Raw genomic sequence first — 12,324 nt, 5'->3', positions numbered from 1 at the left:
CCCGCCGGGATGGTCGGGTCAGCGGTCCTCGGCCGGCGGCTCGACCTGGAGCCTGGGGGCGAACGCGTCGTCCTCGGGGAGATAGCCCAGGATCTCGGCGGCGACGGTGAGATCCCACCGCCCCCCCTGGTTCCGCGAGACGCCGTTGACGACCAGGAAGACGCGGTCCTCGATCGAGGCCTCCACGGCGGCGTCGAACAGGCGGACGAGGTCGCCGTTGGAGAGCCACTGCCGCCGGCTCCAGTCGTCGTCCGGCAGGGTGTCGGGGCGGTTCGGCCCGTCCTGGACGTGCCCCAGGCGCAGGGCGACGAACGTGACGTCGAACGCGTGGGCCATGCTCTTGCCGAACCGCTCCCCGGCCAGCTTGAGCGTCCCGTAGGCGCCCGAGGGGTTCGGGGGGGCGTCGCCCCGGATGACCTCCGGGGGATCCTCGCGGTGGCCCCCCATGACGTGGACCGAGCTGGCGTAGACGACCCGCTCCACCCCGGCGAGGGCGGCGGCGTTCAGCACGTTGGCCAGGGCGTCCAGGTTCGGCCCCTGCAACGCGGCCGGCGAGGCGTGCTCGTCGCGGTCGGCGGCCAGGTGGACGACCGTGTCGACGCCGTGGAAGTGGGTGATCCAGTCCTCGTCGAATTCGGACAGGTCCGCCTGGAAGACCTCGGCGTCGTCCTCCCCGGGCGCGACGTCCAGCAGGATCAGGTCGTAGACGTCCTCCCACGCGGCGCGGAGCTTCCGGCCGATGTTCCCGCAGGCCCCGGTGATCAGGACGGTCCGCGAGTCGTCGTCCTCGTCGAAGTCGTCGAACTCGTCGTCGAGGAGGTCGAGCGTGGCGGCCTCGTCGTCGTCCCCCTCGTCGATCAGGTCGCCGGGGTCGATGACCGGGAGGTCGTCCACGGGCGGGGGCGGGGCCTCGGACGGCGAGCCCTCGTCCTCGGGGAGGTCGTCTTCCGCCGGGTCTCGGGTCGGGTCGGGCTGCATGGGTCCTGGTCCTCGTCGCGCCCCTCGCCGGCCCCCCACCGTCGGGGCGCGTCGCGAGGCCGTGGGCAAAGCCCTAATCTATCATCTTCCCCGGCCTTCCGCACCCGACCGCCCGGAAACCTGGGAGGGGCGAGACGCGACGGGCGACGCGTTCGGGCCGTGCCGAGCGGCGCGACGGCGAGGGGTCCGGGGACGAGCGGGATCATCCCCGGGATAATTCCCGGATTCCTGAAATTCGGGCCCGACCGCCGCGGATCATCGTGGGGAAGGGTAGGCACCGTTCCTTGGCAATGCGGACGCGGTGAAAGTCTCCGGCGATCCCCATCGCGGGCGGCCGGCGAGCCCATCGAGTATGAACCGCGCGTCGCTCCCCGCCGAGCGAGGGCCGTCGGGGCTCGCGCCACGACCGGGCTCGCGAGGGGAGTGGCGACGGACGTCGGACGGTCGAGGGGCGGGGATGGCGGCGATTCACGGCCCGTGGTCGTCTCCGTCGCCCCCGGCGAGTCGCGAGGATTCACTTCGAATACGACGAACGAAGCCAACGGTATTTCGGCGCAACTCATGGTGCCTTTGGTGGATGAGTGGTTTTGGCCGTGGCGAGGCGCGCGCGAACGAAGCCAACGCGGGGAACATCCCATGCCCGTCGCTCCCCGGGCGAGGCCCGGCGTCCCCTTCCGGCCTCGGTGGTCAAACGTTATCTTCGCAGGGGACGAGGCGTGGGCGGTCGGCGGGAATCCCGGGGCCCCGGGCCAATAACGGCGGGCGGCGATCGAAAGGCATGTCGAGGAGGGCATTCGACCATGTCATACGGCGGAACCAGCGATCCCACGGGCGTCCAGGTGACGTTCCTGGACCAGACCGGGGCCAAGTCGGTGAAGGCGGTGATCGCGTTCACCGTCCCCGTCAGCCGGATCATCCCGAACATCATCACCAAGATGAACTTGCCGGCGACCAGCCCGGACGGCCAGCCCATGAGCTACGCCCTCGACCATAAGGAGGGGGGGCGGCGCCTGCTGGAGAACTGGACGCTCGTGGACGCCAGCGTCCGCGACGGCGACCACCTGATCGTCTATCCCGAGGTCGTCGCCGGCTGACCGCGCCAGGGAGCTGCCCCCATGCACGACTCGCCACGACTGCGACGGCTCCGCAACGACCTGGCGGCCCTGGAGCGGCTGAAGGCCGAGAGCAGCGTCTTCGACTTCCGCGCCCAGGGAGATCCCCCCACCCTCTACCGCGTCCGGTTCAAGGGCCGGGGGCTCGACCGCGAGGGGGGCCGCGTGCGGCCGCGGACGACGCACGAGGTGGAGATCAAGCTCGGCTCGTCCTATCCCCGGTCGATGCCCGAGATCCGCTGGCTGTCGCCGATCCACCACCCCAACATCTCGGAGATCGGCATGGTCTGCCTGGGTGGGTACGGGACGCACTGGGTCCCCAGCGTGCAGCTCGACGAGCTGTGCACGATGCTCTGGGACATGGCCCGATACCACAATTACGACGTCCGCAGCCCGTACAACCGCGACGCCGCGCTCTGGGCCGGCAACCAGGCCGCCATCCCGTTCCCCACCGACCCCAGGCCGATCCGCGACCTGCGCGAGTCCCAGGGCCGGGTCGTCGCCGCCCCGCCCCAGCCCGCCGCCCCCCGGCCGGCCCGCGGCGCGTTCGCCTCGGCCGCCGTCGACCGCGTCTGGCGCCTCCTCGACCGTCGCGAACGCCCCGCCGAGGCCCCCCCCCCGGGCGACGACGAGGTGCTGATCCTGGAGGACCCCCCCGCCCCCCGCGCCGACGGCGGGATCCTGTTCATCGAGTGATCGGAACGGCCACCTCATGACCAACATCCCCGACGACGCCGAGCCCCCCCTCCGGATCGACGACGACGACCGCTACGGCCGCCTCCGCCTCATCTCCTGGTGGCGGCAGGAACGGCTGGCCGCCGCGAGGGTGCTGGTGGTCGGCGCCGGGGCGCTGGGGAACGAGGTCCTCAAGAACCTCGCCCTGGTCGGCGTCGGGACGACCTACGTGATCGACCTGGACGTCGTCGAGCCGTCGAACCTCTCGCGCTCGGTCCTGTTCCGGCCCGAGGACGGCGGCCGTCCCAAGGCCGAGGTCGCCGCCCGTCGCGCCGCCGAGCTGAACCCCGAGGTCGCCTTCGTCCCGATCCGCGGCGACGTGCTGAACGACGTCGGCCTGGGGCTGTTCGCCCACGTCGACCTCGTGATCGGCTGCCTGGACAACCGCGAGGCCCGGCTCTGGGTCAACCGCCAGTGCTGGAAGGTCGGCCGGCCGTGGATCGACGCCGGCATCCAGGAGATCCAGGGGGTCGTGAAGGTCTTCACCCCCCCGGCGTCGGCCTGCTACGAATGCACGATGACCGAGCGGGACTATCAGCTTTTGAACCTCCGCTACTCCTGCCCGCTGCTGAGGCGGGACGAGATCCTGGCCGGGAAGGTCCCCACCGCGCCGACGATCGCCTCGATCATGGCGGCGCTCCAGGTGCAGGAGGCGCTCAAGCTGCTGCACGGGATGGCCGTTGAGGGGGGGACGGCGATGGTCTTCAACGGCGTGGGGAACCAGTTCTACACGACCCGGCTCCCCTTCCGCGAGGACTGCCTCAGCCACGAGACCTACCCCATGCCCGTCGAGCTGCCGCTGGGACGGTCGGCGACCGTCGCCGAGCTGTTCGACGCCGCGGCGGGCGCGGGGCTGTCGCGGCCGATGTCGCTGGGGCTGGACCGGGAGCTGGTGGAGGCCGTCGAGTGCCCCCGCTGCGGCGCCCGGCGGGAGGTCATGCGGCCCCGGACGGCCGTCCGCCAGTCCGAGGCCGATTGCCGGGAATGCCGCGAGCCGGCCCGGCCGATCGTCCAGAGCGCCATCGAGGAGGGCTCGGCGCTGGCGTCCCGGACGCTGGCGGAGGTGGGGGTCCCGCCGTTCGACGTGGTCCGGGTCGACGGCGGCGGCGAGTCGGGCTTCTTCCTGCTGGCCGGCGACCGCGACGGCCTGGACTCCGCGTGGAGGGGCCCCCGTTGAGCGGCGACGAGATCGTCTTCGGCGAGGTCCGGTTCCGCGAGCCGGCGCGGGTGACGCGCCCGGATCGCGACCCCCGGTTCGCCTGCGTCGCCTGCCAGGCGCCCGGGCCGGACGACCTGCCGATCTTCCTCGACGCCGCCCCCGCCGACGCCGTCGAGCGGCACGCGCTGTCCGACACCACGGTGGAACTCGGCGGCGTGCTGCTGGGCAAGGAGTGCGTCGACCCGGCGACCGGCCTCCCTTTCGTCTGGATCACCCAGGCGCTGGAGGCCAGGCACTACGCCAACACCCAGGCCAGCTTCACCTACACGCACGACTCCTGGGAGGAGATCACCCGCGAGCGCGACCGCCGGTTCCCCGACCTGGACGTCGTCGGCTGGTACCACACCCACCCCGGCTTCGGGATATTCCTGTCGCATCACGACCTGTTCATTCACCAGAATTTCTTCTCGCAGCCCCTCCAGACGGCCTACGTCGTCGACCCGATCCAGGGGACGCGCGGGTTCTTCCGCTGGGCGGACGGCCGGATGGCCCAGGTCGGCGGGTTCCACCTGTGCGCCGGGCGCGGGGAGCGGACGACGCTGGCGCGGCTGGCCGATCAACTGGAAGCCCTCCCCGACTCCCCGGCCCCGAGCGGGGGCGGGGCCCTGTCACCTCGGCTTGAGGCGGAGCTGATCAAGATGCTGAATCGACCCGCCCCCCCGCCCCGCCCCGCCGGCGACGGCCTGGCGCTGGCCGCGCTGCTGGGCTTCCTCGGCTCGTTGGCCCTGGCGATGCTCGCGGCGCTGGCCTTCTGGCTCGTCCGCGTCGACGCCCGCGCGGCCGCGCAGGCCGACACGCTGGCCGCGCTGCGGCGCGAGGTCGAGGAGGCCGCCACGGGCCGCAAGCTGGCGGTCGACATCCTGCTGGAGAAGGTCGGCGGCGAGACGCCCGAGCTGTTCGTCGAGCGCTACGACAAGCTCGCCCGCGCCCGAGACGAGGCCCGGAAGCAGGCCGAGGCGGGGCGGGCCGCGGTGGAGACGCTGGGGCTCCGCGTCCAGGAGCTGGAGGAGGCCGCCGAGGGGCTCCGGGGCGAGCTGGCGGACGCCCGGAAGACGCTGAAGGTCCACGAGGCCGACGCCAAGGCCGCCCCCAAGCTCCGCGAGCGCCTCGCCGAGCTGGAGCGGGTGGAGGCCGATCGGCTCGCCGAGATCCGCGACCAACGCGCCATCCTGGAGACGGCCGAGGGGGAGAAGGCCGAGTCGACTTATCGAGCCCTGAACGCCTACAAGACGGCGGCCTACGCGGGGGGCCTGGTCAGCCTGGTCCTCGGGGTCGCGACGGTCTTCCTCCTCGTCCGGGCGACGCCGGCCGGCGGGGCCGACGGCGGCTGAGCCGCCCCGCCGGGATCACGGGGCGACCAGGGCCGCGGCCTCGGCGATCAGGGCGTTGAGCGAAGGCTCGCGCGAGCGCCGCTCGTCACGCCAGGAGGAGGCCTCGGCGAGCCAGCGCGCGGCCTCCTCCCGCCGGCCCGTCCGAGCCAGGGCCAGCGCCAGGACGGCCATGTCGTAGCCGTTCCAGGCGGCGTCCAGCTCCATCGACCGCCGGGCCGCGGCGAGCGCGGCCTCGTCGTCGCCAAGGCGGCAGAGGGCCAGGGCGAGGGTGTTCCAGTAGGCCGGGTCGCCGGGCTCGGCCTCGGCCGCGGCGCGGGCCAGCTCGGCCCCCTCCTCCAGGTCGCCCGGCTCCGGGTCGGGCCGGGTGGCCAGCAGCCAGGCCAGGTCGTTGCCGCAGTCCAGCCGGCGTCGGCGGGCGGCGGGCGGCTCGGGCCCGCGCTCCGCCATGACGGCCAGCAGGTCGTAGGCGTGCCGGCGGGCCTCGGCGGCCGAGGCGTAATCCCCGGCCAGTCGCGAGGCCTGGGCCAGCTCGACGTAGCGCCCGGCCAGCCTCCCTTCCGGCGTGGACGCCGTCGGGTCGTCGCCCGCCTCGTCGGGCGTCGCCACGCCCTCGTCGCCCCCGATTCCCCAGGCGCCCGAGGGGATCCGGGCGCGGTCCATGGTGGCCGAGGCCAGCGCGCCGGCCAGGGCCATGTACAGCGCGTTGGGGAACGCGTTCATGAGGCAGTCCATCAGGTACATGCCCAGCAGGGTCGAGACCGCCGCCATCGCGCCGATGTCCGGCTCGGTCCATCGCCGCGGCGGGTACCGCGCCACGAACGCGAACGCGGGCCCGACGAACGCCAGCGTGAGCGACAGGAGCCCCACGACCCCGTTGCTGCCCATGACGATGACCCAGTAGCCGTCGGTGACTGTCAGGTCGCGGCCTCCGACGTCGTACACGCGGGCGCGGCCCCAGCCGCCCCACCCGAAGACCGGCCTCAGGAGCGCCTTCTCCATCAGGAGGTCTTCGTTCGCCAGCCGGAACGCCAGCGACCTCGATCGGTCGTCGTCGAAGTTCTCGCTCAAAAACGCGATCAGGCCCTCGTATTCCCAGGCGTCGACCACCCGGACGGTCGGGTAGAGGATCCCCAGGGAGATCCAGAGCAGCATGATCAGCCGGGTCTTGAGGCGGGTCGACAGCCAGAGGACCGCCAGCCCCATCGCCAGCAGCGCCAGGGCGCCGCTGGAGCGGCAGAGGAGCGTCGAGATCACCAGGATCGGCAGCAGGAGCGTGGTGAAGGGGAGCCCGGCCAGCCAGGGCACGGCGCGGCAGCGGGCCAGCCACAGCCCGAGCAGCGAACTGCCCGACATCCAGAAGCCCAGCTCCAGGCCCCGATAGAAGAATCCGCGCGGCCGATACCCGCCGAGGCGGACGTCGCTGTAGAGGTTGAGGCCGTAGATCTTCGAGGCGACGAAGGCGCCGAGGACCGACTCCGGCAGGCAGATCGGGACATACACCAACCCCCCGACCACGACCGCGATCGCCGCGGCGCGGATGTCCCTCGCGTTCTCGAAATGCAGCCGACCGATCAGGTACGGGATGCCCCAGAGCGTGAGGTTCATGTTCACGCTGGACAGGCCGTCGTAGACGCCCAGCCCGTTGCGGACCGACGAGGCGAACACCCCCCCGATGAAGCAGGCCATGGGGAGGTCGACCCAGCCCGGTCGGAGCCGGGCGATCCGGTCGGGAGTGAAGATCAGCGTGGCCAGCATGATCCCGTAGCCGAACGCCGAGGTCTTCGTGTAGTCCGGCAGACCGGCCAGCGAGACGCCACCCGGCGGCAGGAACAGCCAGGCCCCCACCACCCCCACCAGGACGGCCTGCCGGCGGGGGAGGAAGGCGAAGAGGACCAGGCAGACCGGGATCCAGCCGATCAGCGCGATGGGGATCAGGATCGGCACGGGCGCTGCAACCTCGTCGCGGAGACGTTCGCGGGCGCGGATCGCGACGCCCAAGCGACGCGGCCGGCCCGACTCAAGCGTAGTACGCCCCCCGTGATTTGAAAAGGCGCCGGGCCGGCGCACCATGGCCCGGTCGTTGCAATCCGCCTGATCCGGGTGATCCCGACGATCGACGATGTCGGCCTGGGCCGCAAAGGCCCGACTCCTTGGTCCGGATTGTAACTTTGCTATGATGATGAGTCGGCGGCCCCGCGCATGATGCCTAGGTGGTTCACCGGGGCGCCGTCGAGCAACCATTGAGGGGAACTAAGATGCGCTCCCGCGGCATTCGGCCGGCGCTACTGGCGGCGGCCCTCGTGGCGATCGGCGCCGGGCGCGAGGCCTCGGCGTACGACGTCTGGGTCGAGACGGTCGACTGGATCCCCACTTCGAGCGTCGTGGGCGCCCCGCTGCTCCCCACCGCGACGGTCGTCTCCCCCGCCTACGTCTCGCCGACCGTCTACGCGACGACCTACGTCGACGAACCGATCCTGGCGCCGACCAGCTACGTCGCCACCAGCGGCTACGTCGTCCCGACCTACTACGAGACCCGCTTCCGACGCAGCCTGTTCGGCCGCCGCCTGATCCCGACCGGGACCCGGGCGGTCTACGCGACCAGCTACTTCCCGACCACCCTGTACTACCCGTCGGCCTACGTCCTGCCGACGTCCTACGCCGCGCCGACGGTCATCGACCGCGGGGTCGTGGCGACGGCCTACCTGGCGCCGACGGGGGCCTGCTGCGGCGACGCCGTGCTCGCCCCGACGTCCACGGCGCGGGTCGTCCCCGCCGAGCCGGCCCCGGCCCCTCGCCGCGTCGAGCAGCCCTCCCGCCCCGCCCCCCGGGCCCAGGCCGACGACTACCGCGACGACGACGCCCCGGCCCTCTCCTCCGAGGTCGAGGACGTGCCGTCCCCGTCCCCGGCCCCGCGGACGACCCCGGCCCCCCCGGTGCGGTCGACCCCGAACCCCGCGGCGACGCCGCCGGCCGCGGCCGACCCGAGCCCGCCGTCGCCCCAGCCGGTCGAGCGCGAGAAGTCGACGGCCCGCCCCGAGGAGCCGGCCCCGGCCCCCGCCCCGGCGGCCTCGCCCAGGGTCGACGACGCGCCTCCCCCCGACCTGCCGGACGACGACTTCCTCCCCGTCCCCGCCCCCGCCGACGGCCTGGGGATGGCCACTCGCCGCGAGGTCCGCAGGCCCTCGACCTATGACGCCGTCGACCGCGCCCGCCGCAACATCCTCTTCGGCCGGGTCCGCGAGCGCGACACCGGCGAGGCGGAGGAGGGCGTGCGCGTCACGCTCACCAGCCGCGGCGGAGCCTACGAGGACCGCGCCGCCATGTCCGACGCCTTCGGCCGCTTCGCCGTCCGCGTCCCGGACGGCGACTGGACCGTCCGCGTCGCCATGCCCAGCGGCCGGGTCTACGCCGTCAGCGAGATCACCGTCAGCAACGGGCTCATCGTCGACTCCGAGGGCCGGGACGTCCCCAGCCTGACGATCACCCGATGAGCCGAGCGACCCCGACCGGCCGACGACCCCGCGCGGGCGTCGGCCACACCTCGACCCCGGGAGCCAAGCCGATGGCCGAAGACATCCACGCCGAACCCGTGCTCCTGTGCAGCGCCGCCAACGAGATCGAGGCGACCCTGATCGTCAACCTGCTGACCGATGGCGGCATCCCCGCCCACACCGACGCCACCCAGGCCAGCGGCGTCTTCGGCGGCCTCCCCTTCGAGTCCGGGCACGGCGTCTACATCCAGCCCCAGCACGCCCGGCAGGCCCTGGCCATCCTCTCCCAGTATCCCCAGTTCGAGGAACTGAAGAACGTCCACGCCCCGACCAGCGACTGATCCCGGCCCCCTCCGGCCCCTCCGCGTCGGGCTGGTCGTCAGCTACTTCCACCCCTTCGCCAGCGGAGCCGAGAAGCAGGCCCTGGCGCAGGGGGTGGAGTTGGCGCGCCGGGGTCATTCCGTCCGCGTCCTCACGCGGGCCGTCCCCGGCTACTCGATCCGCGACGAGGAATATCGCGGCGTGCAGATCCATCGCTGGATCCGGCCGATCGAGCGCGGGCCCCTCTTCGGCCTCTCGTTCGTCGCCAGCGCCGTCCGCGCCCTGCGGCGGCTCCGCGGCGAGCTGGACGTCGTCCACGCTCACCAGGCGCTTTGGGAAGCCGTGGCGACCGGCGCCGCCCGGGGCTCGCTTCGCGGGATCCCGACGCTCGTCCAGCCGGCCAGCTCGGGATACTACGGCGAGGCCCAGGAACTCTCGCGGACGCGCGGCGCCCCCCTGCTCCGCCGCCTGATCCTCCGCAACTCGCGATTCGCCGCGATCTCCGAGGACATCGCCCGCGAATGGCTCGACCTCGGCGTGCCGCCCGACCGCCTGACCCGCTCGGCCAGCGGCGTCGACACCGACGTCTTCCATCCTGGCCCCAGCGCCGTCGAGGGCGACCTGCTCCCGCGTCCTCGGGTCGTCTTCACCGGCCGCCTGCACCCGCAGAAGAACCTGCCGCTGTTGCTGGACGCCTGGGTGGAGGTCGCGCGAAAGTCGCCCGCGAACCTGGTCCTTGTGGGGCCGGGGAGCGACCGCGAGGCGCTGATGGGGCAGGCCCGGTCGCTCGGAATCGCGGATCGGGTCCAGTTTGTCGGCGCGGTGCCGAGCCCCGCCGAACACCTCCGCGCCGCCGACGTCTTCGTCCTCCCCAGCGTGGCCGAGGGTATGAGCAACTCGCTGCTGGAAGCGATGGCGACGGCCCTCCCCTGCGTCGTCTCGGGGATCGGCGGCAACACCGACCTGATCGCCCCCGGCGCCACCGGAGTGCTCGTCCCCGATGCGACCCCCGACGCCTGGACGTCCGCCCTCCTCTCCCTCCTGGACGACCCCGACGGGGCCCGCCGCCTGGGCCGGAACGCCCTCGCCCGCGTCGAGGCCGAATACTCCATCCGGGCCGTGGTCGACCGCTACCTCGCCGTCTACCGCGAGCTGATCGCGGGCGAGCGCGCGGCGAACTCGGCGGCTCGCCCTGGCTGACGGCTCACTCGAAGGAGCCCGGCGATACGAGCTGGCGGCCCAGCTCGGGGGGCAGATCGACGTCGAGTCGGGACCATCGCCCCGTCCGCACGTCGTATCGATGGAACTGATCGCCGTGCTTCAGGATCATCTCGACGTTGGACGAGACGCGGGCCTGGGGCTCGGCACCCTCTGGCAATTCCAGGACGTCCCAGCGCCTGGCCAGTTGGCTGTAGTTGTAGAGCCGCCTGCCGATGGCGTAGGAAACCATGCTCGAGTTGACGACGGGCGTGGCCGACCGGGTCGGCTCGCTCAACTCCTGGACCGACCAGCCGGACTCGTTGTAGACGGCGATCCGCTCGACCCGGTCTCCCTTGAGCATCAAGGCCTGGAACGGCCCCACGTTGATGGGGACGACCTCGATCGGCGGGCTCCCTTCCGCCGCGAGCCGGACGGATCGCCGGTCGCTCTCGCCGACCTTCAACGCCTTGATGTCGGTCGGCCCGGCCGGGCGGCCCGGCTTGCCCCCCGGCGCGGGCTGGGGGTCCGAGACATAGTCGGCGAACACGAAGGCCGTCGCGACATGGCCGTCCTCAAGCGACACCACCATGGGGCCGTTCCTCTCGGCGAGGTAGACCGCCTGGGCTGGCGGCCCGGAGGATCCTGCCGTCCGGGCCTCGTCGCGCGGCTCCGACGTCGTCGACTTCACGAGCGTCGCCCCGGGGCGCGACGCGGCGATCCTCGCTTCGAGGTCGTCGATCTTCTTGCGGACTACTTCCACGTCCTTCTCCATGCTCTCGATCTCGGCATGGAGGAACTGCTCCTGATACCGTTTGGTGTTCAGCGCCTTTTCCGTCTTGGCGAGGTGCGTCCGGAGGTTCCCCGCCAACGTCTCGTCCGACTCCCTCGGCGAAGCGGCCTGCTTGGGCGGGGTCGGGTCGACCTTCGGCGTGGCGTCGATTGGATCGGGTCCGGCCTGCTGGAGCGCGTAGCCGCTCGCGCCGCCGAGGGTCAGCATGGTTCCGAGGGCGACGGCGGCGAGCTTGGTTTTCGGGATGAGCATGGTTCGCATCACTCCATCGGCGAGGGCGACGGCCCCGGCGGCGGCCAGGGTCGAGGCGGAGTTGGGGACGGACGCCAGGGACGATCGGAGGGTCGCTTCGAGGAGGGTGGTCGGCAGGGGCTCGGCGATGGGGAGGATCGCGGGGGCGTCGGCGGCGGAGAGGCCCCGGCGCTCCAGGCGGTCGCGGAGCCTGGCCCTCGCCCGCGACAGGCGGCTGCGAACCGTCCCCACCGGCAGGCGGAGGCGGTCGGCGGCCTGGTCGTGGGTCAGCCCTTCCAGGTGGCATAGGATCACCGGGTCGCGGAACCGCGCCGGCAGCCGGCCGAGTTCGGCGTCGACGACGGCCCGCAGTTCGTCGCGGTCGGCGTCGCGGGATGGCGGGGCGTCGGCGGAAGGCTCGGCCTCCAGCCGGACGCCCTCGCGGACGAACCGCCGGGCCGAGTCCGCCCGCGCCCGCGTGGCCACCCTTCGAGCGACGCCGTGGAGCCAGGGCCCCACCAGGGCGGAGCCCCGGATCGTCGCCGCGCGACGGGCGAGGATCAGGAAGGTCGCCTGGAAGGCGTCCTCCACGTCGCGGTCGTCGCGGAGCGTCCGCCGGCAGACGCCCAGGACCATCGGCCCGTGGCGATGCACGAGCGCGGCGAAGGCCGCCTCGTCGCGACCGTCTCGGAACCGCTCCAGCAGGCGGGCGTCGTCGTCGCCGACGGCCGCGCCCCATCGGAACAGGCGGTCGATCGCGGCTATCTCGGTCGATCTCCCCACGGTCCCCTCCTCGCGACGTCTCCGATCATGCCTTCCCTGATTGTGCGTCCCGGCGGCCTTGCAATCCCGGAATCCCGGAAACTCCCTCTGTCCCGACCCGGCCCGTCCTCGGGACTGTGGTCATCGGCATGCG

10 protein-coding genes are annotated in these 12,324 nt (G+C 72.7%); 7 read left to right on the top strand and 3 right to left on the bottom strand.

All coding sequences use genetic code 11. The features are described from left to right. Window positions 1-18 precede the first annotated feature (18 nt). Window positions 19-978 carry an NAD-dependent epimerase/dehydratase family protein gene (locus WG209_RS11945; RefSeq protein WP_337175272.1) on the bottom strand — a complete coding sequence of 320 codons (960 nt, stop codon included), beginning with the start codon at window positions 976-978 and terminating at the stop codon, window positions 19-21. Between the two features lie 800 nt (window positions 979-1,778). Here WG209_RS11945 and WG209_RS11940 point away from each other — a divergent pair. Genes WG209_RS11940 through WG209_RS11925 form a run of 4 tightly spaced genes read left to right on the top strand, consistent with a single transcriptional unit; the run spans window position 1,779 to window position 5,375 of the window. Next, on the top strand, window positions 1,779-2,072 hold the full coding sequence (locus WG209_RS11940) for an EsaB/YukD family protein (RefSeq protein WP_337175271.1): 294 nt from the start codon (window positions 1,779-1,781) through the stop codon (window positions 2,070-2,072). Between the two features lie 21 nt (window positions 2,073-2,093). Next, the gene (locus WG209_RS11935; protein ID WP_337175270.1) at window positions 2,094-2,786 is read left to right on the top strand and encodes a ubiquitin-conjugating enzyme E2; all 693 of its coding nucleotides are present in this window, start codon (window positions 2,094-2,096) and stop codon (window positions 2,784-2,786) included. Window positions 2,787-2,802: 16 nt separating this feature from the next. Next, window positions 2,803-4,002 (top strand): ThiF family adenylyltransferase, encoded by a 1,200-nt coding sequence (locus WG209_RS11930; RefSeq protein ID WP_337175269.1) that lies wholly within the window; start codon window positions 2,803-2,805, stop codon window positions 4,000-4,002. Further along, a complete protein-coding gene (locus WG209_RS11925) occupies window positions 3,999-5,375 on the top strand; it encodes a Mov34/MPN/PAD-1 family protein (RefSeq protein ID WP_337175268.1) in 1,377 nt (458 codons plus the stop codon). The genes WG209_RS11930 and WG209_RS11925 overlap by 4 nt, the downstream gene beginning before the upstream one ends. 15 nt (window positions 5,376-5,390) lie before the next feature. Here WG209_RS11925 and WG209_RS11920 read toward each other — a convergent pair whose 3' ends face one another. Then, a complete protein-coding gene (locus WG209_RS11920) occupies window positions 5,391-7,319 on the bottom strand; it encodes a tetratricopeptide repeat protein (protein ID WP_337175267.1) in 1,929 nt (642 codons plus the stop codon). 311 nt (window positions 7,320-7,630) lie between these two features. Between WG209_RS11920 and WG209_RS11915 the strand changes: the two genes are divergently transcribed. The 3 genes from WG209_RS11915 to WG209_RS11905 all read left to right on the top strand — a co-directional run bounded on the left by WG209_RS11915 (window position 7,631) and on the right by WG209_RS11905 (window position 10,387). Beyond that, window positions 7,631-8,866 carry a carboxypeptidase-like regulatory domain-containing protein gene (locus WG209_RS11915; RefSeq protein WP_337175266.1) on the top strand — a complete coding sequence of 412 codons (1,236 nt, stop codon included), beginning with the start codon at window positions 7,631-7,633 and terminating at the stop codon, window positions 8,864-8,866. 71 nt (window positions 8,867-8,937) lie between these two features. After that, the gene (locus WG209_RS11910; RefSeq protein WP_337175265.1) at window positions 8,938-9,207 is read left to right on the top strand and encodes a hypothetical protein; all 270 of its coding nucleotides are present in this window, start codon (window positions 8,938-8,940) and stop codon (window positions 9,205-9,207) included. A 31-nt stretch (window positions 9,208-9,238) separates the two neighbouring features. Beyond that, window positions 9,239-10,387: a glycosyltransferase family 4 protein gene (locus tag WG209_RS11905; protein ID WP_337175301.1), complete on the top strand. Its 1,149-nt coding sequence runs from the start codon at window positions 9,239-9,241 to the stop codon at window positions 10,385-10,387. Window positions 10,388-10,391: 4 nt separating this feature from the next. Here WG209_RS11905 and WG209_RS11900 read toward each other — a convergent pair whose 3' ends face one another. Then, complete coding sequence (locus tag WG209_RS11900) at window positions 10,392-12,191, bottom strand: sigma-70 family RNA polymerase sigma factor (RefSeq protein WP_337175264.1); 1,800 nt, start codon at window positions 12,189-12,191, stop codon at window positions 10,392-10,394. Window positions 12,192-12,324: the final 133 nt, after the last annotated feature.

It is taken from the genome of Paludisphaera sp. (genome assembly GCF_037189885.1).
Taxonomy (GTDB): domain Bacteria; phylum Planctomycetota; class Planctomycetia; order Isosphaerales; family Isosphaeraceae; genus Paludisphaera.
The sequence above is the reverse complement of the archived record's forward strand: the minus strand, read 5'-3'. Positions and strand labels throughout refer to the sequence as shown.